The 24,538-nt window shown below is 71.7% G+C and carries 24 protein-coding genes and 2 pseudogenes; 13 read left to right on the forward strand and 13 right to left on the reverse strand.

Annotated elements, in window-relative coordinates; translation table 11 throughout:
- Nucleotides 1-138: 138 nt before the first annotated feature.
- The 3 genes and pseudogenes from ACFWVE_RS30450 to ACFWVE_RS30460 all read right to left on the reverse strand — a co-directional run bounded on the left by ACFWVE_RS30450 (nt 139) and on the right by ACFWVE_RS30460 (nt 3,341).
- A complete protein-coding gene (locus ACFWVE_RS30450; RefSeq protein WP_384020900.1) occupies nt 139-705 on the reverse strand; it encodes a DUF4383 domain-containing protein in 567 nt (188 codons plus the stop codon).
- 199 nt (nt 706-904) lie between these two features.
- Nucleotides 905-1,332 (reverse strand): annotated as a pseudogene (locus tag ACFWVE_RS30455) (TIGR03618 family F420-dependent PPOX class oxidoreductase); the annotation flags it as partial.
- A gap of 113 nt (nt 1,333-1,445) precedes the next feature.
- Nucleotides 1,446-3,341 (reverse strand): LamG-like jellyroll fold domain-containing protein, encoded by a 1,896-nt coding sequence (locus tag ACFWVE_RS30460; RefSeq protein WP_384020903.1) that lies wholly within the window; start codon nt 3,339-3,341, stop codon nt 1,446-1,448.
- A 188-nt stretch (nt 3,342-3,529) separates the two neighbouring features.
- Here ACFWVE_RS30460 and ACFWVE_RS30465 point away from each other — a divergent pair, with 188 nt between their 5' ends.
- Together ACFWVE_RS30465 and ACFWVE_RS30470 are read left to right on the forward strand one after the other, a co-directional pair.
- The gene (locus ACFWVE_RS30465; protein ID WP_384020906.1) at nt 3,530-4,072 is read left to right on the forward strand and encodes a GNAT family N-acetyltransferase; all 543 of its coding nucleotides are present in this window, start codon (nt 3,530-3,532) and stop codon (nt 4,070-4,072) included.
- A gap of 96 nt (nt 4,073-4,168) precedes the next feature.
- The gene (locus tag ACFWVE_RS30470; protein WP_384020909.1) at nt 4,169-5,176 is read left to right on the forward strand and encodes a hypothetical protein; all 1,008 of its coding nucleotides are present in this window, start codon (nt 4,169-4,171) and stop codon (nt 5,174-5,176) included.
- A 107-nt stretch (nt 5,177-5,283) separates the two neighbouring features.
- On the opposite strand, the gene ACFWVE_RS30475 is transcribed toward ACFWVE_RS30470, so the two are convergent.
- Nucleotides 5,284-6,876: an IucA/IucC family protein gene (locus ACFWVE_RS30475; RefSeq protein WP_384020912.1), complete on the reverse strand. Its 1,593-nt coding sequence runs from the start codon at nt 6,874-6,876 to the stop codon at nt 5,284-5,286.
- 106 nt (nt 6,877-6,982) lie between these two features.
- On the opposite strand from ACFWVE_RS30475, the gene ACFWVE_RS30480 reads away from it, so the two are divergent.
- Genes ACFWVE_RS30480 through ACFWVE_RS30490 form a run of 3 tightly spaced genes read left to right on the forward strand, consistent with a single transcriptional unit; the run spans nt 6,983 to nt 10,694 of the window.
- Nucleotides 6,983-8,515, forward strand: a complete 1,533-nt coding sequence (locus ACFWVE_RS30480; RefSeq protein ID WP_384020915.1) for an IucA/IucC family protein — start codon at nt 6,983-6,985, stop codon at nt 8,513-8,515.
- A 56-nt stretch (nt 8,516-8,571) separates the two neighbouring features.
- Complete coding sequence (locus ACFWVE_RS30485) at nt 8,572-9,858, forward strand: VWA domain-containing protein (RefSeq protein ID WP_384020918.1); 1,287 nt, start codon at nt 8,572-8,574, stop codon at nt 9,856-9,858.
- Nucleotides 9,858-10,694, forward strand: coding sequence for a hypothetical protein (locus ACFWVE_RS30490; RefSeq protein ID WP_384020921.1), 837 nt, complete (start codon nt 9,858-9,860; stop codon nt 10,692-10,694). The genes ACFWVE_RS30485 and ACFWVE_RS30490 overlap by 1 nt, the downstream gene beginning before the upstream one ends.
- 86 nt (nt 10,695-10,780) lie before the next feature.
- Here ACFWVE_RS30490 and ACFWVE_RS30495 read toward each other — a convergent pair whose 3' ends face one another.
- Nucleotides 10,781-11,458 carry a winged helix-turn-helix transcriptional regulator gene (locus ACFWVE_RS30495; RefSeq protein WP_384020923.1) on the reverse strand — a complete coding sequence of 226 codons (678 nt, stop codon included), beginning with the start codon at nt 11,456-11,458 and terminating at the stop codon, nt 10,781-10,783.
- 91 nt (nt 11,459-11,549) lie between these two features.
- On the opposite strand from ACFWVE_RS30495, the gene ACFWVE_RS30500 reads away from it, so the two are divergent.
- The 8 genes and pseudogenes from ACFWVE_RS30500 (at nt 11,550) to ACFWVE_RS30535 (ending at nt 16,784) form a co-directional block, all read left to right on the forward strand.
- Nucleotides 11,550-12,758 (forward strand): pyridoxal phosphate-dependent aminotransferase, encoded by a 1,209-nt coding sequence (locus ACFWVE_RS30500; RefSeq protein ID WP_384020928.1) that lies wholly within the window; start codon nt 11,550-11,552, stop codon nt 12,756-12,758.
- A gap of 44 nt (nt 12,759-12,802) precedes the next feature.
- Nucleotides 12,803-13,138 carry a hypothetical protein gene (locus tag ACFWVE_RS30505; RefSeq protein WP_384020931.1) on the forward strand — a complete coding sequence of 112 codons (336 nt, stop codon included), beginning with the start codon at nt 12,803-12,805 and terminating at the stop codon, nt 13,136-13,138.
- Between the two features lie 85 nt (nt 13,139-13,223).
- A pseudogene (locus ACFWVE_RS30510) lies at nt 13,224-13,418 on the forward strand (Scr1 family TA system antitoxin-like transcriptional regulator); the annotation flags it as partial.
- On the forward strand, nt 13,415-13,621 hold the full coding sequence (locus tag ACFWVE_RS30515; RefSeq protein ID WP_384020934.1) for a DUF397 domain-containing protein: 207 nt from the start codon (nt 13,415-13,417) through the stop codon (nt 13,619-13,621). The pseudogene ACFWVE_RS30510 and the gene ACFWVE_RS30515, both read left to right, overlap by 4 nt.
- A 13-nt stretch (nt 13,622-13,634) precedes the next feature.
- Entirely contained in the window at nt 13,635-14,267 is a 633-nt protein-coding gene (locus ACFWVE_RS30520) for a hypothetical protein (RefSeq protein WP_384020937.1), read from the forward strand.
- Between the two features lie 59 nt (nt 14,268-14,326).
- Nucleotides 14,327-14,749: an acyl-CoA thioesterase gene (locus ACFWVE_RS30525; RefSeq protein WP_384020940.1), complete on the forward strand. Its 423-nt coding sequence runs from the start codon at nt 14,327-14,329 to the stop codon at nt 14,747-14,749.
- A 344-nt stretch (nt 14,750-15,093) separates the two neighbouring features.
- Nucleotides 15,094-15,975 (forward strand): lysozyme, encoded by an 882-nt coding sequence (locus ACFWVE_RS30530; RefSeq protein ID WP_384020943.1) that lies wholly within the window; start codon nt 15,094-15,096, stop codon nt 15,973-15,975.
- Nucleotides 15,976-16,109: 134 nt separating this feature from the next.
- Nucleotides 16,110-16,784, forward strand: coding sequence for a peptidoglycan recognition family protein (locus tag ACFWVE_RS30535; RefSeq protein ID WP_384020949.1), 675 nt, complete (start codon nt 16,110-16,112; stop codon nt 16,782-16,784).
- A gap of 17 nt (nt 16,785-16,801) precedes the next feature.
- Here ACFWVE_RS30535 and ACFWVE_RS30540 read toward each other — a convergent pair whose 3' ends face one another.
- From ACFWVE_RS30540 to ACFWVE_RS30575, 8 genes are all read right to left on the reverse strand, one after another.
- Nucleotides 16,802-18,181, reverse strand: a complete 1,380-nt coding sequence (locus ACFWVE_RS30540) for an 8-oxoguanine deaminase (RefSeq protein ID WP_384020952.1) — start codon at nt 18,179-18,181, stop codon at nt 16,802-16,804.
- A 29-nt stretch (nt 18,182-18,210) separates the two neighbouring features.
- Nucleotides 18,211-19,131, reverse strand: coding sequence for a factor-independent urate hydroxylase (gene pucL, locus ACFWVE_RS30545; protein WP_384020955.1), 921 nt, complete (start codon nt 19,129-19,131; stop codon nt 18,211-18,213).
- A 5-nt stretch (nt 19,132-19,136) separates the two neighbouring features.
- The gene (uraH, locus tag ACFWVE_RS30550; RefSeq protein ID WP_384020959.1) at nt 19,137-19,556 is read right to left on the reverse strand and encodes a hydroxyisourate hydrolase; all 420 of its coding nucleotides are present in this window, start codon (nt 19,554-19,556) and stop codon (nt 19,137-19,139) included.
- 13 nt (nt 19,557-19,569) lie between these two features.
- Nucleotides 19,570-20,097 carry a 2-oxo-4-hydroxy-4-carboxy-5-ureidoimidazoline decarboxylase gene (uraD, locus tag ACFWVE_RS30555; RefSeq protein ID WP_384020962.1) on the reverse strand — a complete coding sequence of 176 codons (528 nt, stop codon included), beginning with the start codon at nt 20,095-20,097 and terminating at the stop codon, nt 19,570-19,572.
- Nucleotides 20,098-20,243: 146 nt separating this feature from the next.
- Complete coding sequence (locus ACFWVE_RS30560; protein WP_384020964.1) at nt 20,244-20,612, reverse strand: helix-turn-helix domain-containing protein; 369 nt, start codon at nt 20,610-20,612, stop codon at nt 20,244-20,246.
- Entirely contained in the window at nt 20,609-20,860 is a 252-nt protein-coding gene (locus ACFWVE_RS30565; RefSeq protein WP_384020967.1) for a hypothetical protein, read from the reverse strand. Before ACFWVE_RS30565 ends, ACFWVE_RS30560 begins: the two co-directional genes overlap by 4 nt.
- 589 nt (nt 20,861-21,449) lie before the next feature.
- Entirely contained in the window at nt 21,450-22,046 is a 597-nt protein-coding gene (locus ACFWVE_RS30570; RefSeq protein ID WP_384020971.1) for a hypothetical protein, read from the reverse strand.
- Between the two features lie 186 nt (nt 22,047-22,232).
- Nucleotides 22,233-23,735: a SulP family inorganic anion transporter gene (locus ACFWVE_RS30575; protein WP_384020974.1), complete on the reverse strand. Its 1,503-nt coding sequence runs from the start codon at nt 23,733-23,735 to the stop codon at nt 22,233-22,235.
- Nucleotides 23,736-24,538 lie beyond the last annotated feature (803 nt).

Below are 24,538 nucleotides of genomic sequence, written 5' to 3' on the forward strand. Positions count from 1 at the left end.
GGCGGGGCGGGTCGCCGGCGGCCCCGGGGCGGCTGGGGGGGCCCGGGGCGCGGTGGTGGGCGGGGGCGGGCGGCGCGCCCGCCGCCCCCCCCCCCCACCCCCGGGGAACACATCCTCCGTACCGGCTCGGCCGCAGCGTCACCGGAGTGAAGTGCGTCCGCCCCGGGGGTCCTGGCTCCCGGCCCGGGGCAGTGGGCGCGGCGCCGCGCCCCGCCGCGAGGCTGCCTCCGCCTCCCCGGCGGCCCGGTCGGAGTGCCGGCGTCGCCAGTAGGGGTTGTCGTGGGACAGCCCGCTGGAGACCCGGCCGTACATGCCGAACGTCGCGATGAGCAGCCCCATGACGTAACTGAAGATCACGTTGGTCATGCCGAAGTCCAGGATGTTGGCGGGGCGGCCCAGCACGAAGGTGTGGGCGAAGCCGCTCAGCACGAACAGCCCGCCCACCGTCATGTTGAGGGTGGAGGCGAAGTTGCCGCCGATGGCGGCGCCGACGAGCAGCGCCAGTCCCACCACGGTGGAGATGACACTGAGCGCGACGTTGGAGGTCATGCCGGCGATCGTGTTTCCCGACGTACTGAAAGGACTGAGCGCGTCGGCGAAGCCGAGGCCGGCGAAGGCGAGCAGGACGAGGCCGCAGAAAGCGGCACCGTAGCGGTAGACGGTCGCCAGGTGATGGTCGACTGGAAGTTCGTCTTGCAGCTTCATGACCGCTTTTCGCCCGGAACTATCCGGTTGGATGCGGATCATTCCGATTTTTCACTTCCGGGCTCCGGGCTCCGGGCTCCGGGCTCCGGGCTCCGGGCGCCCCGGCCCGGAACGGCTCGGGAGGGCGACCCGGCTCCTCGGCCGTCCCGCCCGCGCGGCGCAAAGGCCGGTTCCCTCGGCCCGTCCGCCCGTCCGCCTGTCCGGCGATGTCGAGCGCCGTCCCGTACAGCCGGTCCGCCTTCAGGCGGACGACCACCCGGCGTTCGGCGACCGGTTGCTCCGGGAACGCGGCCTCGTCCTCCGGCTTCGCCGCCTTGGGGACCGGCCCGAGCGGTTCCCGTCCGACCGCGTCACCGGGGACCGTCGTGGCCTCGGCGACCTCGGCCTCGCCCTCCGCGACGGCGGACGACCACACGTCGCCGCCCTGCACGTGCAGGGCCGCACGCGGGTCGCGCCGCAGGTGCTTGAGCTTGACGCGGTCGACGGTCGTCGAGAAGCGCGCGACGCGGGCGGCGGCATCCAGGTGCAGACCATGGTGGTCAGATGGAGGTGGCCACTGCGCTTGACGGTGGCGAGGGTGCCGAACTGTTGTGTGCCGAGCAGGCGGGAGAGAGCTTCGTCGGACAGCGGGCGCGGCTCTGGGCGATCTTCAGCCCTGCAGTGGCCCCCCGTGCCGTCACCGGGTGTTCCCGGGACGGCGACGGGCGTTTCCTGCCGGGCGGCCGGCAGCCTGCGGTCGGCTACCTGGAGGCGGAGCCGGACCGCATGAAGTCCTTCGGGCTCAGCGCGCGTTCGACGATGCGGGTGTCGCCGATCCAGCCGTAGAAGCCCTGCCCGAACTTCTCGGCGAACTGGGTGCCGCCGATGACGAACGGCTTGCCGAGCGTCTCGATGCCGGTGGCGGGCTGGGTCGGGTTGCGGGCGATCTTCGAGCCGTCCACGTACATCACCGTGCGCCGCCCGTCGTTGACGACGGCGATGTGGGTCCACCGGCCGACCGGCAGCGTGTGGCTCCACGAGGTGGGGTCGGCGTCCTGCACGTCCGGGTAGAGCACGAACTGCAGGAAGCGCTCCGGGGAGACGTTCAGGCTGCAGGTGGGCTCGTCCTTCGACCAGCCCGTGGTCTTGCCGGCGTCCCCGTTGCGGCCCTCCCAGCTGAGGATGCCCATCCAGGCGTGGTCGCCCTCGAACGGGTCGGGGAGCTTGATGAAGGTCTCGATGGTGAACCCGGCACGGAACGTCGAACTGTTCAGCGGCGCCGTGGACTTCGTGGTCAGCACGGCCCCGCGGTCCGGCGCCTTCCCTCCGTCGAACCGCAGGCTGGCGTGCGCGGGCTGGCCGTCGTGGTGGTCGGCGGACCAGGTGACGACGTCGGCGGCGCTGTCGTGGAGCAGCCGTACGGCCAGGTCGTTGCCGTTCCCGGTCAGGTCACGGACCACCGCCCCGGCGGGCACCGGGGAGCCGGGACGGCCGGCGCCGGACAGGCCGTCGGCGTCGAACCGCCAGTAGGCCACCGTGCCCCTCGGCATGACCCGATGCGCGGGCCGCGGCTTGGGCACCACGACGGGGGCGAAGCCCTCGAACCGGTCGGCGAAGTCGATGTCGAGGCTGAACCGGTCGGTGGAACCGGTCAGTTCGAGGGTCTCCGCCTCGAGCGGGGTCCGCTTCTCCGGGTCGCGCGCGAGGAACCAGGGGGCGAAGGTCTGCACGTCGATGACGTTGCGCACCAGGTCGAAGGCGTACAGCCGGATCATGCCGGCGCCGCCGTAGTAGCGGTCCTGGTAGTTGGTGATGTGGACGTGTACGTCGTGGCCCGCGTCGTTGGTGAGCACCGTGCGGCCGGGCGGCCAGTAGTGGCCTCCCAGCGCGAGGAAGATCTGGTCGTTGCCCCGGATGAGGCTGTCCCACAGCCGCTGCCCGTTGCCCGACAGGCGCGCCGTGCCGTCCTCTCCGGCCGAGGCGATGTCGTGGGTGGTGAGGATGGCGGGGTGGGCGGGGTGCGCGTCGAGGACGCCCTGCGCCCACGCGAGCCCCTTGTCCGAGGCACGCCAGTCGAGGGCGAGCACCAGCCACTCCCGGCCGGCGGCGCGCAGCACGTGGTAGCTGTTGTAGCCGTCGGGAGAGGCCCCGCCGAACGTGGGCATGCCCTTGAAGCGCCGGGGCCCGAAGGCCCGGAGGTACGCGCTGTCGCCCCGCTGGTCGTCACCCGAGGCGATGTCGTGGTTGCCGGCGAGGACGCTGTAGGGGACCTTGCCGTGGAGGGACCGGAAGGTGTCGGCGGCGAGTTCGATCTCGTCCTCCGTACCGTGCTCCGTGACGTCGCCGAGGTGCGTCATGAACGCGATGTTCGCCTCGCCGCGCTCGGACGCCAGGTACTGGAAGGTCGCCTTCAGCGGCTCCGGGTCCGCGCTGTCGGCGTCGAACAGGTACTGCGTGTCGGGGAGCACCGCCACCGAGAAGCGCGGACCGTCCTCGTCGAAACGACCCCGCCGGGTACCGGTGCCCGTGGGGGGTGCCGCGTCCGCCGTCCCGGCCCCGAGCACGGCTGCGGTGGCTCCTGCCGCGGGAACGACGACCGCCGCCTGCAACAGAGACCGGCGCCCCGGTCTGGGGTGGTGGTGCGTGTGCTCGCTCATACGATCTCCCTGTGCGCGAAGGACCCGGTCCGCGAGGATCGTGAACGCAGAGGGCAAGCACGGAACGAACCGTTCCTGAACACAGGACACACGGCACCGGTCCAGACCACCGAGCGGGTTCGGCGACGGACGCGCCTCTCGGGAATATGGCGTTGCCCAGGAGCCGGCGTTCACGTTGGCTGGGCGGCATGGCTGAACTGCGTACCGATCGCCTTGTCCTCCGTCGTTGGCGTGGCTCCGATGTCGGACCGTGGGCGGCGATGAACGCCGATCCCGAGGTCCGGGAACATCTGGGGGACCTGCTCACCCGCGAACAGAGCGAGGCTTCCATCGCCCGTTTTCAGGCCGGGTTCGACCAGCGGGGCTATGGGTGGTGGGCGGTCGAGGTACGGGCCACGGGCGAGTTCATCGGCTTCGCGGGCTTGGACCGGGTGGAGGACGGGATGCCCTTCACCGGGGTGGAGATCGGCTGGAGGCTCGCCCGCCCGGCCTGGGGCCGGGGCTACGCCACCGAGGCCGCACGGGTGGTCCTGGCCCACGGATTCGACGCACTTGGGCTTCCCGAGATCCTCGCCGTCACCACGGTCGGCAACCTCCGTTCACAGGCGGTGATGCGCCGCATCGGCATGACCCGGAACCCCGCCGACGACTTCGACGACCCCCTGGCGCCCGACGGCCCACTGCGTCCGAACGTGCTGTACCGCATCGCCCGTGGTACGCCGCCGGGGTAAGGGCAACCGAACGGCCGTCCGAGCCGTCTCACTCCGATGACCAGGGGAATCAAGGCATCGGACGGGAGCATGGTGACGCCGAGGAGACGAGTGAGGGTGGGGGTCGCGGCCGGTCTGGCTCTGCTGGCCACGGTCGGGGGCGCGGTGGCCGTCGCGCGGGACGACGGCCGCCGGCTGCTTCCCCGCGCCGCGTACGACCCCTTCCGCGGCTCGGCCGCCGCACAGGAATGGGTCGCGCACGGCGACCACGCCGCCGTCATCCGCGTCACACGCGAGTCGGCGGCCGAGCCCGGCCCCAAGGACGGCGACTACCTCCCCCGGACGGTGACGGCGACCGTCACGCGGGTCGTCTGGTCGAGGCCCGGGGCTCCCCGCCTGCCCGAGGAGATCACCCTGCGGGCGCACGGCTGGTACACCACCCTCTGGGGCGGCAGGGAGGAAGCGGCACGCGAGGGAGCGCCCCGCCTGGAGCCCGGGCACAGCTACGTCGTCGGTGTCACCGGCACAGGCAGGGGCATGGAACTGATCGGTGACGACGCGGCCCTGCCCTACGACGCCGCGACCATCGGCCGGGGAGAACTCGAGGGCCGCGCCATCAGCCCCGACGCCTATCGCGGAGCCGTCCGAGGCCTGCCCGCGGACTCGGTCGCCGAGTTCGCCATCAGTGAGACGTACAACCCCAGGAGCCTCGACGACATCCGGCGACTGCTCGAGGCCACCTCTCCGCTCAACCTCTACCGGCAGACGGCGTTGAGCGGCCTGTACACGGACGTGGACCTGGACCGCCGGCGCGACGAGCACGCGGACGAGGGAACCGCCGACCTTCCCGGCCGGGTCCGCCGCCGCGTCACCGCACTCGATTCCGGCACCGACCACTTCCTGTCGGTCGTCTGCTCCGGACGGGGCAAGGAGGTCACGCTCGAGCTCACCGTCAACGGGGCGACGACCACACGCCGGCTGCCCTGCAACACGGGCAGCGAACTGGCAGCCGTCAAGCAGCCGCGGGGCGACGTGACCTTCGAGATCTCCTCCGCGGGGCCCGACATCGGCGCTGTCGCGTGGAACGTGTCGAAGGCCCCCGAGCTCTCCGGTCTCCCCCGCTGAACCGACTGCCCGATCCTCCTGGGCGGCCGTCGGCCGCCCGGGCTGTTCCTGGTGCACTCGACCTCGGCCGGTTCCTCGCCCTCCCACTGCGCGCGAACCGCCGGCGCCTACGGCTCCGCCAGCGGGTTGGGGACCGGCAGGTAGCGGGCCGAGGCTCCGTCGGCGTGGGTCCAGCGCAGGAGGAGGTTGGTTTTGGCGGGGAGGGTGGGGCTGGTGAGAAGGGCTCGGGCCTCCGGGAGGGGGTGGCGGGAGAGTTCCCGGCGGGCTGCGGGCCACGGGGTGAAGCCCGGGTGGTGTTCGGTGAGGGCTGACGCGATGTCCGTCAGGTGGTTGACGATCAGGCAGTAGACGAGGCGTTCCCAGCCCGCTTCCCTCGTCACCTCCGTAAGCAGTTTCACGCCTTCCGCGTCCCGGTACAGGGCCTGTACGGGCATGCCGTCGGAGTCGACGGCGATCAGGGTGTTCTGCAGGTGGGCCTCGACCACGACGCCGTGCCGGGCGAAGGTCCGCAGTGCCGGGGGGACGACCTGGGCCAGGTAGGCCCTCCACCAGGCGGCGGGGGTGGAGGTGGTGGCCAGCGGGTTGCCCTCGTAGTCCTCCGGCAGGGCTGCGGCCAGGTGCGGGGTCGTGCCGGGGAGCAGGTGTGCGTGCAGGCCGTCGCGGACCAGGACGGCCAGTTCCTCGAAGGCGAAGTCCGCGGTGCGGTAGCCGCGGTCGCTGAGCCAGGCCGCGGGGGCGTCAGGTGTGGCCGAGGCGGCGAAGGCCTCGCTCGTGGCCCGGTCGGTCCTGCTCAGCTTCATCAGGTCGTGGCGCCACAGGCGGCGGACGTCGTTGGTGATGCGCACGTCCAGGCTGAACTTCAGGAACAGGTCCTGCGCGGGCGTGTACACGGTGCGGATCGCGGCCGTGGGCCATACCGGGAACGCGGTCGTGCCCAGCCGGATCAGCCGGCCGTCGGCGAACGCGGGGGCCAGGCTCCGGGCCGTCAGTTCCAACTGCCAGGGGTGGGCGGGCAGGAGGCGGTAACCGGGCGGGGCGGTGCCCAGGCGGTCCAGGGACGTCGTGTCGCCCTCCTCCACGACCGTGTCCTCCCGTACCCCGAGCAGCGTCAGCGGGAAGCGTGCGTACGCCTCCGGTGCGTACGGCAGCCAGCTCGCCGTGGGGCCCGCTCCGCGGGCCTTGGGGGCGGGGTGGTGGGTGTGGCCGGTGAGCAGGGACTGCTCGGAGCGCAGGTAGGGGTCGGTGGGCGGGGTGGCGCCTGCCCGTGCGGTGAGCAGCGCGGCTACCGCGTCACGGCTGTCGGTCATCTCGGCCGCCAGTTCCTGGTTGGACACGCCGGTGTGCCGGCGCAGTTCCTCGGCGACGAGTTCCACCAGTTCCGGGTGGCCGAGGCGGCGCCAGGTGCCGTCCTGCGCGCGTACCTCGGGTGCGGTGGGGCTGCGGCGGGTGCCGTGGACGCGCAGCAGGCGGTGGGTGCCCGGCAGGCGGTACGTCCGGGGGGTGCCCGGCTCTCGTTCCTGGTCGCGGCCCGCGGCCTCGTCGCCGGCGTCCGGCACCGGTTGTGCGACCTCGCGCAGGAGGCAGTTCAGGAGCGGGGCGGCCGCGTACGCGTCGGCCCGGCCGGCCGGCCGGGCGGTGTCGTGGGCGCGGGGTGCCGCGTCGTCGTCTGCGGGCGGGGGCATGAGGTCCACGCGTTCCACTGTTTCCCTACGGTCTGTCCGGACGGAGACGATCAGTATCTCCGCATGTCCGTCACGGACCGACCTGTTCGTTCCGCAGCACCTTCCGTACCCGAGGAGCCCGCCTGTGCACCGTCCCTTCGCCGTAGAGACCGAAATCGCCGACGAGTTGGCCACCGTACGGCCCGCGCTGGTGCCCCGGTACGCGGCGGCGCTGCCAGGGGCCCGCGCGGCCGTGCTGACCCGGCTGTGGCGCGGCCTCGCGCACGATCCGCTGCCGTGGGTCGTGCGCCGGGAGCCGGACGGTGACGGGCTCGCGCTGCGGCTGGCGGACGGCCGTCGGCTGCGCGGCCCGCGTCCGGACCCGTATGCGACCGCCGCGTACGTCACCGTCGTACGGCTGGACGAGGTGGCCTACGACGATCCCGCGCGGTTGGCGGGGGAGCTCGCCGTTCCGCGTTCGGCCGCCTTCGCGGACGAACTCGCGCACAGTGTCGCCTCGTTGGCGTTGTCCCGGGCGGGGGCTCCGGAGGGGGGCGGGGAGGACGCGGGTGCCTGGGGCGAGAGGGCCGACTGGGAGTGGGAGCAGCGGGTGGTCGACGGGCACCCGTTCCATCCCAACTGCCGTTCTCGACCCGGCTTTTCGGTGGCCGAGCAGCTGGCGTACGGACCCGAGCACCGGGCTGTCGTGGAGTTGGGGCTGGTTCCGGTGCCGGTCGGGGACTGTCTGGTGACGGGGAACTGGCCCCGGTGGCTGCGGGACGGAGGGCGGGTGGTGATCCCGGTGCACCCCTGGCAGGCGGCGCATGTGCTCGAGCGGGAACCCGCGGAGCGGATGGCGGCGCATCCGCTGATGGCGCTGCGCACGCTCGCCCTGCCCGACGGGCCGCATGTGAAGACGGCGTTGAGCGCGCGGCTGACGTCGTCGGTGCGGGACATCTCGCTCGGTTCGGTCGCCGCGTCCGCGGTGCTGTCGGAGTTCGGGGAGTCGGTGGCGGCGCGGACCGGCGGACTGTTGCACATCACCCGCACCCTGGGTGCCGCGGCGGCCGGCTCCCCCGATCTGGCGGCCGTGGTGCGCGAGTCGCCGCAGGAGTACGCGGCGGCCGGGGAGCGGGTGGTGCCGGTGGCGGCCCTGGCGGCGACCGGGCTGCCCCGCTCCCCGGGCTGGGCGGCCCGGTTCGCGCGGCTCGCCCTGACGGTCGGGCTGCGACTCCTCGAGTCCGGCGTGGCGTTGGAGGCGCATGGTCAGAACCTCCTGGTGGTGCTGGCGCCGGACGGGGAGCCGGTGCGGCTGGTCTACCGTGATCTGGCCGATCTGCGGATCAGCCCCGCGCGACTCGCCCACCACGGCATCTCCGCACCCGGGTTGCCCGCCCGCATGGTGACGGATGACGAACGGGCTCTGCGGCGCAAGCTGTTCGGTTCGCTGGTGGCGGGCGCGCTGGCCGGCACGACGGGCTCCGGCCCGGCGTTGCGCGCCGCGTTGGAGAGTGCCGTACGGGATCTGCCGCGCACCCCGGACCTCGCGGCACTGTGCGGCGAGCCGTTGCCCGCGAAGGCGCTGACGCTGATGCGGCTTTCGCCGAGGACGACCGGGGACCACTGGGCGGAACTGCCCAATCCACTGCTCGATCCCCTTCGGGGCGAGCGCGAGTAGGGCCTGCCCGGAGCCCCGCTTTGGAACAGGGTGTCCCCGATCAATAGGATCCGTCGATGATCAGAAGAAAGTGGCCGGCCGCAGGCGTCGGTGTCCTGCTCGCCGCTCTGTCGGCGGGGCTCGCCTTCCCGTCCGCGGCGGCCGCCGGTGAACCCACGGGCCAGGGCGCTCCCCAGGTCGACCTCGTCCTCGATGTGAGCGGCTCGATGCGGACCCGGGACATCGACGGGCAGTCCCGGATGGCCGCGGCCAAGCAGGCGTTCAACGAGGTGCTGGACGCGACGCCGGAGGAGGTCGAGCTGGGGATCCGCACCCTCGGTGCCGACTACCCCGGCGACGACAGGAAGGAGGGCTGCAAGGACACCGCGCAGCTCTATCCGGTCGGCCCGCTGGACCGCACCGAGGCCAAGACGGCGGTGGCCACGCTGAGCCCGACCGGCTGGACCCCGATCGGCCCCGCCCTGCTGGAGGCGGCCGACGACTTCAAGGACGGCAACGGTTCCAGGCGCATCGTGCTGATCAGTGACGGCGAGGACACCTGCGCCCCGCTCGATCCGTGCGAGGTGGCCCGGGAGATCGCGGCCAAGGGCATCGGACTGACCATCGACACGCTGGGCCTGGTGCCGACCGCCAAGCTGAGCCGGCAGCTCAGCTGCATCGCCGAGGCGACCGGCGGCACCTACACCTCGGTCGAGCACCAGGACGAACTCACCGACCGTGTGAATGAGCTGGTGGACCGCGCGGCCGAGCCGGTGGTGACACCGGTCGCGACCGAGGGCGGCGCCTCGTGCGCGAAGGCACCGACGCTGGAGTCCGGCCTCTACACGGACCGTGAGGAGTTCGGGCAGCAGCGCTGGTACCGCGTGGACGTGCCGGCGGGCCGGGAACTGCGCGCATCGGTGAGCGTGGCGGCCGACCGGGCGGTGAACCCCGACTACGGCGTGCTGCTGCGGGCCGTCACGGTGCACAGCCGGGAGATCGTCCGCGGCGAGGCCACGGGCAACGGCCGCACGGACGTCCTGTCCACCGGCCTGCGCTACCCGAAGCCCGAACGGGACGACGCCGACAGTGACGACGCCGCCGGCAAACCGGCCGCCGAGACGGTGTGCCTGGCGGTGACCAACTCGTTCTCGCCGGGCTCCGGCGTGAAGACCACGCCCGGCCTGCCGCTGGAACTGACCATCGACGTCGTCGAAGGCCCGAGCGGGTCGAGCGACGTGGCCTCCTTCGGCCTGGGCCGGGGCTGGTGGCTGCTCGGCGTACTGGTCCTCACGGGCTTCCTCGCCGGTCTCGTCTGGGGCCGGCTGTCACGCCGGCGGCTCGCGGTCTGGAGGACCAGCTGATGCGTATCACCCGCTCCACCCGCTTGTTGAGCACCGCGCTGCTGACGTTCGGGCTCACCGCCGCTGCCGCGGCCCCCGCGGCAGCCGACTCCACCCCCTCCCCCAGCGCGTCCGAGGACGCCGCCGGACCGACCCGCGCGGGCACCTCGTTCCGTACCGCGACGGAGTTCGAGCAGGGGCGGACCGCCACGGCGCGCGCCTCCGTCGGCGACTACCTGTACTGGTCGTTCCCCGCGGGCGCGGGGCAACGTCCCACCGTCGAGGCGACGGTGAAGCTGCCCGAGACGCACGCCGCCGAGACCTGGCGGGTCGACGTGTACGACGGTCTGCGCCGCCGGCAGGCCTGCCAGTACGGCGCCCAGACCCGCACCGCGGCGGCCGACGCGGCCTCCGTGGAGCTGAAGTGCGTGCTGCGCACGGTCCGCGCCTGGTCGGAGCCGTGGGCCAACGACCCGCTGCCGGGCACGTACTACATCCGGCTCACGGCGGTGAACCTCCCGGCGTCCGACCTGGGCCAGCCGGTGGACATCGAAGTCCGGGCCGACTCCGAGGAGACGGGCGGTGCGGCGGCGGTCGACGGTTCGCTCGCGGAGCCGCTGGTGCCGGGCATCGCACTGCGCAACGAGACCGACGACAGCGAGGAGGGCGACGGGGACGACTCGCCGACCGCCGTGCTGGCCGACCTCGAGCCCGAGGACGGCTGGACCTCCGGCTGGTGGTCCGACCGGTGGGTGTGGACCGCGGTGGGCGGTGCGCTGGCCGCCCTGGCCGGAGTCGCCGGCTACCGGCTGGCCCGGGGTACGGGACGGCCGTCCCGGGTACCGCCGGACGCGTGAAACCACATAAGTGATGTGCCGTCAGGAGGCCCGCCCCGTGCGGGCCTCCTCCCCTTTGCCGGCCGTTCCTCCCGTCCCGCTCCCCGTCACACCTCTCTCAGCGCCTTGGCAAGCGTGCCGTCGCCGCTCACCGCCACCCGCCCCTCCCGTACGGCCTCGGTGACGGTCGACCCGCCGCGGCTGATCGCCGTACAGGTGTCGGTGTCCAGGACCAGGGTGGCGTCCGGCAGGCCGGGGGCGGGTCCGTCACCGTAGACCGACCCGTTTCCGGGGACGGATCCGTCCCCGGCGCCGACGTACAGGTGGAACAGCCCTTCCTCCAGCCGGACTTCGACCAGGCCGCCTTCCCCCACACCCGCACCCCCACCGGCACCCACACCCTCCAGGGCGCGCAGCAGGGGCAGCGCGAACCAGTGCGCCCGCACCGCGTCGGTGGGCCGCCGCTCCCCCAGCGCCGCCTGCCCCCACGCGCCGAGCGCTTGCAGTACGGGCAGCAACTCGCTTCCGCGGCTGGTGAGTTCGTACACGTAGGCCGCGCCGGGCGGGGGCAGCCGCCGCCGGGTGGTCAGCCCGTCGCGCTCCATGTCCTTCAGCCGCGAGGCCAGTACGTCCGTGCTGACGCCGGGAAGGTCCGCGTGCAGGTCGGTGTAGCGCCGCGGGCCGGCGAGGAGCTCGCGGACGATCAGCAGGGTCCAGCGGTCGCCGACGGCGTCGAGCGCGCGGGCGGCGGAACAGTACTGGTCGTAGCTTCGGCGAGGTGACATGCGACGCAGTGTAGACAAGTTGTTGGACTTTCCAAGCGGTCACTTGGTAAAACCAAGCAGGAAACACGGGATACCCGAGGGGAAGCGGCGCATGGAGTTCCGGCAGTCGAGCAAGCTCAGCGAGGTCTGTTACGAGATCCGCGGCCCGGTCATCGAGCACGCGAACGCGCTGGAGGAGGCGGGGCACAGCGTGCTGCGCCTGAACACCGGGAATCCGGCCCTGTTCGGCTTCGAGGCGCCGGAGGAGATCCTCCAGGACATGATCAGGATGCTGCCGCAGGCGCACGGTTACACCGACTCGCGGGGTGTCCTCTCCGCCCGCCGCGCGGTGGCCCAGCGCTACCAGACCCTGGGCGTGGGGGTCGACGTCGACGACGTCTTCCTCGGCAACGGCGTCTCCGAGCTGGTGTCGATGGCCGTCACGGCGCTGCTGGAGGACGGCGACGAAGTCCTCATCCCCGCACCCGACTTCCCCCTCTGGACGGCGGTGACCACCCTCGCGGGCGGCAAGGCGGTCCACTACCTGTGCGACGAACAGGCCGACTGGTACCCGGACCTGGACGACATGGCGTCGAAGATCACGGACCGTACGAAGGCCGTGGTCGTCATCAACCCCAACAACCCGACGGGCGCGGTCTATCCGAAGGAGATCGTCGAGGGCGTCCTCGACCTGGCCCGCAGGCACGGCCTGATGGTCCTCGCCGACGAGATCTACGACCAGATCCTCTACGACGACGCCGTGCACCACTCGGCCGCCGCACTCGCCCCCGACCTGGTCGTCCTCACCTTCTGCGGGCTGTCGAAGACGTACCGCGTGGCGGGCTTCCGCTCCGGCTGGCTGGTGGTCACCGGCCCGAAGCAGCACGCGAGGAACTACCTGGAGGGCCTGACGATGCTGGCCTCCATGCGCCTGTGCGCCAACGCGCCCGCCCAGTACGCCATCCAGGCCGCGCTCGGCGGCCGCCAGTCCATCAGTGAGCTGACCGCCCCGGGGGGCCGCCTGCACGAACAGCGGGACGTGGCCTGGCGCATGCTCAACGACATCCCCGGCGTGAGCTGCGTCAAGCCCAAGGGCGCCCTGTACGCCTTCCCGCGCATCGACCCGGCGGTGCACAAGATCCACGACGACGAGAAGTTCGTCCTCGACCTGCTCCTGCGGGAGAAGATCCAGGTGGTCCAGGGCACCGGCTTCAACTGGCCCACCACCGACCACTTCCGCATCCTGACCCTCCCCCACGCGGACGACCTGGAGGCCGCGATCGGCCGCATCGGCCGCTTCCTGAGCGGCTACCGGCAGTAGGGAACCGGGGAACCACCGACGGGGCCACCGCGTCGGATCAAGGTATGAGTGAACAGAGACAGGAGAGACAGGGCTGTGCGGGCATCCTCCTGGCGGCCGTGGGCGCCGTCGCAGCGGTGCTCGCCTGGTCGCCGAAGGCGCGGGTCAGCATCGACGGCGGCTTCGAGGGCATGCACCGGGACCTGAGCGTCCTCTACGTCGACCTCCCCCTCATCGCCGCCGGCGGGGCGCTCGTCCCGCTCCTCGCCTGGCTGCTCACCCTGCGCACGCTGCGCCGCCCCTGGCTCGCGGCCGTGACCGCGGCGGGCGCGCTCGCGCTCGGCATCTGGGGTCTGCTGAGCTGGTGGACGCCCTACCAACGGCCGGAGTTCATGGGTTAGCCGCACCGGTCGGCCCGGAATGACGCCGCTACACGGCCTCACCGCCCGGACGCTGTCCGGCTCCGTCCGGGCTGCGACGCGTCATGACGAGGCTGCGCTGCGGCGCCGGGTCGGGGGCAGAATGGTGCTGCGCCGACAGCTCGAACGGCTGTTGGAGATCGGGCAGAGGCGGAACATGGAGATCCAGATCCTGGAGCTGCGGTACGGAGTCGTCCGGGTCCAAACCCTCCCGCCACGAGAGCAGCCGGCCTTCGTCGAGAAAGTCCTTGGAGAGACATGAGCCTGAAGCCCCCGGCCGGTGACGGCACCGAGCCGACGTGGTCCAAGAGCGGCTGCGGCACCGGCGACGGGCCTGCCTGCGCCGAGGTCGCCACCACCCCGGACGCCATCCGCGTACGGGACCCGAAGCACATACCGGGCCCTCGCCTCCCCTTCGGTCCCCAGCACGGGGCCGCCTTCCTCTCGTACGCCTCCGAACACTGAGCCACCACACCCCATGAGCCGACCACTCACCGCCGCCCAGCGCCGCCTCATCGACGCCGCCGATCCCGTCACCGGTCGGCTGAAGGGAACGGAGGCCCAGCTCGCGGCGCTGGTGACGCGCGGGCTCGCCTTCCGGCACCCGAGGCCGCCGCACGCTCACTTCCTGACCCCGGCGGGGCACCGGATCCGGGAGGCGGAGGCAGAGCCGGAGCCGGTGAAAGCGGAGGCACCGGCCACGACCGGGGTGTTCGCGGCTCGCGTCGGTGGCGGGGACGCGGCGCACCAGCCCGGCCCCGCCCGGCGGCGGGAGGTGCACAGCGCCTGGCAGGGCATGCTGGAACTGCGCCGGATGACCAACCCCGACGGCGCCACGGACCGGCCCTGCGGCTGGGAGCGCTCGCATCTCGTGCAGGCTGCCGCACTCGCGCTGGAGGCCGCCGGGCATCCCCCGGCCGGGCAGGACGCCGAGGACGGTTACCGGGTGCGGGAGACACCGCAGCCTGAGGCGGTCGCCGTGTACGGGGCGGACGGCGAGGCGCTGCGGGCCTGCGCGGCCACCCTGGAGGGGGCCGGCTGGCAGGTCGGCGAGTACACGGAGCCGAGGACGCGGACCCGGTACCTGCTGGCCTCCCCGCGCCGCGTATGAGGGCGCGTGCCAGGATCGGTGGCGAGCGCGGCGAATCGAGCAGGTGCGAAGGGGACGCAGTGAGCGAGCCGTTTTCCGTCCGGGTGACCGTGCGCGGATACGAGACCGACGTGCAGGGCCACCTCAACCAGGCCGTGTACCTCAATTACGCGGAGCACGCGCGCTGGGCGCTGCTCCATGAAGCGGGGATCACGCAGTCCGTGCTCGCAGCGCGGGGCGTGGGACCGGTCGCCCTGGAGACGACCATCCGCTACAAGCGCGAACTGCTCGCCGGCGACGAGGTCGACGTGAGCTGCGCCTTCGCCTGGAGCACGGGCAAGACGTTCCGTATCGAGCAGGTCGTCACCAGGACGGACGGCACGGTCTCGGCCGAGATCACGGCGGTCGGCGGTGTGCTGGATCTGGGGCTGCGCAAGCTGCTGCCCAGCCCGCAGGACATTTTCCGGGAGCTGGCCGAGGACCCGGGCCTGTTCGGCCTGTAGGAACACAGGCCACCCAGCCGTTCCGGTCGAGGAACGAGGGCAAAGACGGGGATCGGACCCCGTGTCCCGGGCGTCGGGGCGGCCTTGTTGACACAGGCCGCCCGTGGCACCGGGGCCGCTTCCGCTTTCACCCGGTGAAAGTTTCCGCCGCCAGGACGGCAACGCCCCTGGCCGTCCGGACCGCCACTGGACCAGACCTCCAGCAGCGGCCGAACGCCCTTTACACGCACGGAATCCACGTGCGTAATTAATGACGCGCGCACGTCAAACAGCACGGGTTTGCCCAGGTGGCACCGGCCGACGTCACCTCCTCTCTCATCCCCACATGCGTACAGGAGGCAGCCATGTCCTCGTTCCCCCACCGCTTGACCGGCCCTCGCAGACGGATCGCCACGGCACTCGGAGTCCTCGGCGCGGCACTCGCCCTGACGGTGGCCACCGCCCCCGGTGCCACCGCCGCACCCCGGCCCGCCCCGGACCGTGCCGAGGTCACGCCGGGCAACGCGTACATGGGCGTGGGCGCCCGGATCCACGACGACGCCCCGGCCGAGGATCCGTCGATGAGCATCATGGCGCCGACCGACGGAGTCCAGGGCATCGACGTCTCGCACTGGCAGGGCGCGATCGACTGGGCCTCGGTGCGCGGCGCGGGAACCCAGTTCGCCTGGATCAAGGCGACCGAGGGCACCGGCCACAAGGATTCCCGGTTCAACACGAACTACACAGCCGCCTACCACGCCGGCGTGATCCGCGGCGCGTACCACTTCGCGCTCCCGAACGCCTCCAACGGCGCGACCCAGGCGAACTACTTCGCCTCCAGCGGCGGCGGTTGGTCGCGCGACAACCTGACTCTCCCGGGTGTCCTGGACATCGAGCACAACCCGTACGGGGCGATGTGCTACGGCCTGTCCACCACTCAGATGCGCACCTGGATCAACGACTTCCACACCACGTACAAGTCGCGCACCGGCCGTGACACGGTGATCTACACGACCTCGAGCTGGTGGAACACCTGCACCGGCGACTGGACCGGCATGTCCACCAGGAGTCCGCTGTGGGTGGCGCACTGGACCAGCGCCTCGCCGACCGTCCCGAGCGGTTTCCCGACCTGGACGGTGTGGCAGTACACCAGCACCGGCTCGGTCGGCGGCGTCGCCGGCGACGTGGACCGCAACCAGTTCAACGGCTCCCGGGACCGGCTCCTGGTCCTCGCCGACAACACGTAACCGGCGCCCGCTTCGGCACCGGCGGAGGGGACACCTTCTCGCCGCGCCCCCAGCACGTGAACACGCGGTGGAGCCGACGGCCGATCCCGTCGGCTCCACCGCCTTTCCTCACCCTCTCCCTCCAAGGAGTGCTCGTGAACGCCGAGAACGCGCTCCGGCGCCGTCTCCTGCTCGCCGGGGCGGCCGGTCCGATCGCCGTCGCCGCGCTGTCGGGCACCGCCCGCGCGCAGGCCCCTGCCCGTACACGGGGCGCGGAGGCCATCGAGCCGGACATCGACAGCACCGCGGCCTGGGGCGCCCGCTCCCCGCGGGGAACCGTCAGCCGGCTCTCGTACCGGCCGAGCCGGATCATCGTCCACCACACGGTGAGCGCCGACACCACGGACTTCTCCCGCGCGCAGGCCCACTCCCACGCCCACTGGGTCCAGGACCTGCACATGGACAAGAACGGGTGGGTCGACACCGGCTACCACTTCCTGGTGAGCCGGGGCGGCTGGGTCACCGAGGGACGGCACGGCAGCCTGCAGGCCCTCACCGGCGGGACCGGCTTCGTCCTCGGCGCCCACACCTCCGGGCAGAACGACCGGGCCGTCGGGATCGCCGACGAGGGCGCGTACCACACGGGCGCGACACCTCCACAGGCGCAGTGGGAGGTCCTGGTGGCGCTGTGCGCGTACACCTGCGCGCGCTACGGCATCGCCGCCACGCAGCTGTACGGCCACAAGGACTACGGCGACACCCTCTGCCCCGGGGCCCTCCACGACATGCTGCCCCGGTTGCGCGACGAGGTGGGGGCCGCCCTGGCGTGAGGCGGAGTCCCGCAGTCTCAGCCCTGCGCCGCGATCGCGGCCAGCCGCTGGGCCTGTGCGCGGGTGGTGCGGGCGATCTCGTCCTCGTCGGCCGTGCGGAGCCGGCTGTCCTCCACGATCTGGCGGCCGTTCACGAACGACGCCGTGACCGGCGCCGCCGCACCGAGGACCAGCGCGGCCACCGGGTCGGCGATGGAGGCGTGGGCGAGGGTGTCCATCCGCCACAGCACCAGGTCGGCGAGCTTGCCCGGCTCCAGTGAGCCGATCTCCGCTGTTCGGCCCAGGACCTGGGCGCCTCCGTAGGTTCCCAGACGCAGCACTTGACGAGCCGTCAGGGCGGCCTCGCGGTGCGGGCCGAGGCGGTTGACGAGCAGGGCGTTGCGCAGTTCGGTGTGCAGTTCGCCGGACTCGTTGGACGCGGTGCCGTCCACGCCGAGGCCGACCGGGACTCCGGCCGCCAGCAGGTCGGGGACGCGGGCTGTCCCTGCGGCGAGTCGGGCGTTGGAGGAGGGGCAGTGGGCGACGCCCGTGCCCGTACGGGCGAAGGCTGCGATGTCGGAGTCGTTCATGTGGACGCAGTGCGCCATCCACACGTCCTCGCCGAGCCAGCCGGTGGACTCGAAGTAGTCGGTCGGGCCCATGCCGAACAGCTCGTGGCAGAACTTCTCCTCCTCCACCGTCTCCGACCCGTGCGTGTGCAGTCGCACGCCGAGACTGCGCGCCAACCGCGCTGCCTGCCGCATCAGTTCGGTGGAGACGGAGAACGGGGAGCAGGGTGCCACGGCGACCTGCGTCATGGCGTCGAAGGAGGTGTCGTGGTGTTCCCGGACGGTTTCCCCGGTCGCGGCGAGGGCGCCTTCGGTCGTCTCCACGGCGAAGTCGGGGGGCAGTCCGCCGTCCTTCTCGCCGCGGTCCATCGAACCGCGGGCCAGGGTGAGGCGGACACCCATGTCGCGGGCGGCGCGGATGACGGCACCGGACAGGTCGCCGGAACCGCGCGGGAACACGTAGTGGTGGTCCACGGCGGTGGTGACACCGCCGCGGGCCATCATCGCGAGGGAGCCCCGGGCGGCGGCGTGCACCATCGGCTCGTCGATGCGCGCCCAGGTCGGGTACAGCGCGACGAGCCAGTCGAACAGGTTGTGGTCGGTGGCCAGGCCCCGGGTGATCCACTGGTAGAAGTGGTGGTGGGTGTTGACCAGACCGGGCGTCACCAGATGCCCGGTGGCGTCGATACGGCGGACGACGTTCTGCAGGCCCTCGGGGGCCCTGCCCGCGCCGAGCGACTCGATGCGGTTGCCGGCGAGGACGAGGTACCCGGAGGCGTACTCGGTGTCCTTCGCGTCGACGGTCGCGAGCGCGCAGTTCTCGATCACGGTGCGCCGGACTGCTTCCATGGATCCGTCTCTCCCGCTCGTTCTTGTTCTCAGAGGTTGGTGAGGTCCGCGGGTATGAGCGCCTCGCAGCCGTCGCGCAGGATCGTGGCCTCGATCAGGCCGTAGGGGCGGTCGGCGGCGAAGTACACGGCGCCGTCCGCGCTGTCGTTGTCGAGTCCGAAGGACTCCAGGTCCACCAGGAAGTGGTGACTGTTGGGGAGGGAGAAGCGCACCTCGTCCATCTCGTCGCACTGCTCGATGATCCGGGCGCCCATCTGGTACATCGTCTGCTGCAGGGACAGGGAGTACGTCTCCGCGAAGGCCTGGAGCAGGTGCTGCTTCGTCCGCTCGTACGACGTCTCCCAGTCGGGCATCGGCCGCTCGTCGTCGGTCCAGTTGAACCGCCAGCGGGCGGTGACCGAGGTGGCGAGGATGCGGTCCCGGGTCTCCTTCAGGGTCGTGTACCTGTCCTTGACGAAGCCGTGGAACTCGGAGTCGGTGGAGTTCAGCACCGCCAGGTCCTTCAGGCCCGAGACGACCTCCCAGCGCTCGCCGTCGTAGGTGACCTGCGTCAGCCGGGTCTCCTGGCCCTTGCGGACGAAGGAGTGCTCCCCGCGCTCGCCCGTGTGGGCCCCGGAGGTCGCGATCCGGTCCCAGGCGTACTCCTCGACGCGGATGCGGGCCCGGTGGATGGGCTCCTGGGAGGTGACGAAGTGCCGGGCGAGGTGGATGCCGAACTGCTCGGCGGACTCGATGCCGTGCTCCTTGGCGAAGGCGAACACGGTGTTCTTGGTGGTGTCCGTCGGCAGGACGTGGGCGTTGGAGCCGGAGTAGTGGACCTCTTCCATGTCGCCGGAGAGGGCGACGGAGACGTTGAGGTCCTTGATGTGGTGGGTGGCGCCGTCCCGCGTGACCTTGACGACGCGGTTCTCCGCTTTGCCGTACTGGTTCCGGCCGAGAATCGTGGGCATGTCTGCTAGCTCCCTCGGTATACGGAGTAGCCGAACGGGTTGAGCAGCAGCGGTACGTGGTAGTGCTCGCCCGGTACGACGGCGAACGTGATCGCCACTTCCGGGAAGAACACTCCGGTGCCGCTGTCCCGGTGCGCGGGGGCGTCCTGCTGTGCCTCGGCTCGCCTGTCGGTGAGGTGGGGATCGGCCTTCCGCCCGAAGTACGGCTCGACGTCGAAGTGGAGCCGTACGTGGGTGGTGCCCTCCGGCAGTGCCGGGAGGTTCTCGCACCGTCCGTCCGCGTCGGTCGCGGAGGCGCCGAGCGCCTGCCAGTGCTCCTCCCGGCCCGAGCGGGCGGAGAGCTGGACGGCGACGCTCCGGGCGGGGCGGCCGACGCTGGTGTCCAGGATGTGCGTGGAAACGGAGGCGGTGGTCTCGGTGCTCATGCGGGCGCCGCTCCTAGGGATGTCGGGGCTGTCGGTCCGCTTCGACGAGCCGGGCCAGGCGGATGCGGTTGATCCTCCCCAGCTCGGTGCGGACGGTCTCGCGTTCCCGCTCCGGCGTGTTGCCGATGCGCTCCCTGGCCGCGTCGCGCATCTGCTCGCCGGTCCGGCCGGTGGCGCAGATGAGGAACACATGGCCGAACTTCTCCTGGTGGGCGAGGTTCAGCTCGAGCATCTCCGCCTTGAGCCGGTCCGGCGCGGAGGCCATGCCGCTCTGCTCCCGCGCGGAGGCCGGGTCGCCGGGCCGGGGTCTTCCGATCGGCGGGTGCCCGGACATCGCCTCGTCGAGGTCCTCCGCGGTCAGCCCGTCCACGGCCGCTTCGGCGGCGGCGTACAGGTCCTCGACGGTCGCCCAGGGGCGGGCGGCGAGCAGCCGGCGGGCCCACGCCGTGGAGGCGCACACCTCGTGGAGCGCGGCAAGGGCCGCGCTCTCCTCCAGGGCGTTGAAACGGGCCAGGCCCTGCGGCGTGGAAGCGGACGTCACGGAAGCCTCCCCGGCCGGGAACGGCCATCCTGCGGAACGGGTGTGCGAACAGCTAACGCCGCCCCGGACCACCACGTCAACAGTTTGTTGAAAAACGCGGCAGCCGGGCCGCCCCCGAAAGCCGGCCGAAGTCCTTCAGGAGGCCCTCAGGAGCCCTTCTCCCGGTTGAGGTAGTTGTAGACGGTGAAGCGGCTGACGCCGAGCGCGCCCGCCACCGTCTCGACACCGCGCCGGACCGCGAAGGCGCCGCGCGCTTCCAGACCGCGGACGATCTCCTGCTTGGTCCTGCGGTCCAGGTCGGCGAGGAGCCGGCCGTGCCGGCGCTCCAGCGCGGCGAGGATGTGATCGAGGGAGTCGGCCAGCTGGGGCAGCCGCACGGCGACGGTGTCGGTGCCCTCCCAGGCGAGGACGACGTCGTCGGGACCGGCCTCGTCGGGCGGGAGCAGTTGCCCGCCCATGGCGTCGACGAGCGGCTTGACGGCGGCGATGAACGGCTCGTCCGCCACGCCGCTCATCCCTCGGCCTCCGCAATCACGTTGACCTGGAGCGAGACCCGGGTCGCGCCGGCCTCCAGGCTGCGGCGCAGCAGCGCGTCCACAGCGGTGAGGACCACGTCGGCACCGCCTTCCGCGGTGTTCCCGAACGGCCCGACGTCCACCGAGTCCAGCGCGGCCCCCTCCACGACCTCCCGGGCCACCACCGCGTGCGCGGGAGCCTCGTCCAGATCGAAGGGCTCGGTCGTGAACTCCACTCTCAATCGCATTGCGCCCCCAGAACACGCCCCTGACCCGCACTTTTACCCGGATCACCCACCACGAGGGCACATCGGGGCACAAGAGGGACACATCAGTCGCCTGCTTCACAGACGCGATGCGCCCCGGGCCGATCAATTCCACTGGGACGGAGCCGCTTCGTCCGCCACGAGGCGACCCTAACCGACCAACACATCCCTCCGCCCTGCACCGTCCGTCAGGAGTGCAGCAGGCATGGGCGGTCCGGCTCGGTCCCTCCTGGCCACAGCGGAGCGCCTCGCGGGCCGGTGCACCGTCGATGTCCATTCGGTGGGTGCCCCGAGCCCCGTTCGGAACGCAGGCGCCGCACCCGCCGGGAGCCGAAGGCGTCGCACCGCTCACGCCGAGGACGTCTTCTCCGGTCAGAGCGGCCCCCAGAGACCGCTCCCCCGGCGCGGTGGTCTTCCCGTTGTCCAGGACGAGCCGAACACTGCCGGGCCGGGGCTACAGGGAGGTGATCACCGCTTCCCTGTACCGCGACGTCGAAGACACGCCCGGCCTCTCCGCAGAACAGGCTTTCGGCGTGCAGTGGCCACTGCGCCTGTCACGGCGCCTCGGTGGTCAGTCGTGGGCGGCGACGAGGTGCTCCAGCCGTGCGTCGGGGAACTCCCGCCGGAAGGAGTTGGCCTGCCAGCGGTCGGGGAAGAGGGCGAGCTGCGCCTTGTCCCGGATGCGGGTGAGGGCCTCGCCCTTGACGATGCGGGAGCGGTTGAGTGCCTCGGCGCCGGCGGCGTCGGTGGCCCGGGCCAGGTGGTAGGGCAGCATCTCCAGTCTCACGGCGGCGGAGAACTCGCCGGCCATGCGGATACCGACGAAGCCGGCGGTGAGACCGACGAGCCCGGTGACGAAGGAGAGGGCGAGCAGGATCGTGCCGAAGGCGGCCCCGACCGCTGCTGTCACGCGTCGAGGGCCATGGCGGTCGATGGCCCGCCCGACCAGGGGCATGACACAGGCGCCGACGAGGGTGCCGGTCAGGTAGGCGGTGGAGACCTGGGTGCGGCTGACGCCGAGGTCGGCGATGAGGGGGTCGATGAATACCGAGACGCCGGTGGTCTGGCCGGGCGCGGTCATCGCCATCGCCAGAGCGCAGTAGGCGACCATGCGCCAGCCGTGGAACCGTGCGCCGGACGGGCCGGCGGGGGCGGCCGTGGACTTCACGGGCGCAAGGACGGACTTGACTCTGCGGCTCAGGGCTTCTCCTTCCGGCCGCCTCCGGTCCCGGAAGTGAAGCGGCATCAAGCGATGCGGACCGGGCCCGGATCGAGTTGATTGCCCCGGACCCGGCCCGCGGGCGGAAAGACCGCCCTTCCCCGGCTCCGTGGGCGAACAGGGCGGCCGGTCCGATCAGTGACTGCCGGTCAGCTGGCCGGCGAGGCGCTCGTGCATCTCGGCACTCGGCTTGTTCAGGCCGGTGATGGTGACCTTCTTGCCGCGCTGGGCGTACTTGGTTTCGATCGCGTCCAGGGCGGCCACCGTGGAGGCGTCCCAGATGTGGGCGGCGGACAGGTCGATGACCACGTCGTCCGGATCGTCCGTGTAGTCGAACTGGTAGACGAGGTCGTTGGACGAGGCGAAGAACAGCTCGCCGGTGACCGCGTAGACGACCTGGTTCCCGTCCGGGTCGACGACACCGGTGACCTCGGCGAGGTGAGCGACGCGCTTGGCGAAGATCACCATCGCCACGATGCAGCCGGCGACGACGCCGATGGCAAGGTTGTGGGTGGCGACCACGGCGGCGACGGTGACGGCCATGACGATCGTCTCTCCGACCGGCATGCGCTGAAGGGTCTTCGGCTGGACGGAGTGCCAGTCGAAGGTCGCGAAGGCCACCAGGATCATGACGGCGACCAGGGCGGCCATCGGAATGTCGGAGACGACCGGGCCGAACACCACCACGAGGACGAGCAGGAAGACACCGGCCAGGAAGGTCGACAGCCGGGTGCGGGCCCCGGACGTCTTCACGTTGATCATCGTCTGGCCGATCATGGCGCAGCCGCCCATGCCGCCGAAGAGCCCGGTGATGACGTTGGCGATGCCCTGGCCGAGCGATTCGCGGGTCTTGTTGGAGTGGGTGTCGGTGATGTCGTCGACCAGCTTGGCCGTCATCAGCGACTCCATCAGCCCGACCAGCGCGAACGCGAAGGCGTAGGGGGCGATGGTGGTCAGTGTGTCCAGGGTGAGCGGAACGTCCGGCAGGCCCGGCACCGGCAGGGAGGAGGGCAGGTCGCCCTTGTCGCCGACGTTCGGCACCGCGATGCCGGCTGCGATCGTGATCACGGTCAGGATGACGATGGACACCAGCGGCGCCGGGACGGCCTTGGTGATCTTCGGGAACAGCACCATGAGCGCCAGGCCGGCGACAATGAGGGGGTAGACGGCCCAGGGGACGTCCGTCATCTCCGGCACCTGGGCCATGAAGATCAGGACGGCGAGCGCGTTGACGAAGCCGACCATCACGCTGCGCGGGACGAACCGCATCAGCTTCGCCACACCCAGCGCGCCCAGGACGATCTGGATGAGGCCGCCGAGGACGACGGCCGCGATCAGGTGGCCGAGGCCGTACTCGTGGTTCAGCGGTGCGATGACCAGTGCCATCGCACCGGTCGCGGCCGAGATCATGGCCTTGCGGCCGCCGACGACCGAGATGACCACGGCCATCGTGAACGAGGCGAACAGACCCACTGCCGGGTCGACGCCCGCGATGATCGAGAAGGAGATCGCCTCCGGGATCAGCGCCAGGGCGACGACCAGGCCGGCCAGCACCTCGGTGCGGAAGACCTTCGGGGAGGCGAGCCAGTCCGGCTTGGACATGCGGAGCTTGGGAGCTTGGGACAGCGATGAGGACATGCAACCGTTTCTGTTCGGGCGCACGCATCCACGCTGGACGCACGCGCGTCGTACTCGACTCCCCGCAAAGGAGGAATCTCCGGCGGCCCGGCCTCGATGGGGGTCCTGCCGGATGAGGGAGCAGCCGCCACGGCTGCCGGTCGGGCATCGTTGCCCGGAAGTCCTGGGGATCCGACGGGGCCCGGTCGGGCGGGCCCGTGCCCTGGAGGTACCGCCTCGACTGCGCCTTCACAGCCCGGCCGCCCTCAACCGAGACTCTACCCTGACGTAAGGAGAGAGTGCGAGTTCGGGCTGGTGAAATGCAGGTAAACCGTGCGCGAGGCCCCTCTACATACAACACTCACGCGAGAGCAGCTCAAACGTTCGAAAGCAGAGGGCCCAGGGGTATGCCGGGCGGCGGCCAAGCACCGGAAACGGACCGGCAAGCAGGACGTATGAACCGGCCCGCCCCACCTACGACCCGCCACCGCCGGAAAGCCGACCCCCTCGCCCCCGCACGACACCGCTGCGGCCCGCCACAAGGCAGGGGCGGGCCGCGCTCGGCAGGGGCTCCTTCCGCCACGAGCCGGACACGGCGCTCGTCGACTGCCTTCCCTCACCCTGCGGTCGGGCGAAACCGTCGCCGTCGTCGGCCCGACCGGAGCCGGCAGGACCGTCCTCGTTCAATCTCCCCATGCGGTTCTACGGCACCGCACCGGACCAGCCGCCCTAGGTCCTGTCTGGAGTTCGGATCAGGAGTTCGGTAGATCGCCTGCGCGTTAGGGCTCGGCCTTGATAAGCCGTCAGTCATGGCGCGAGGCGAT

The organism is Streptomyces sp. NPDC058632 (assembly GCF_042717095.1).
Classification (GTDB): domain Bacteria; phylum Actinomycetota; class Actinomycetes; order Streptomycetales; family Streptomycetaceae; genus Streptomyces.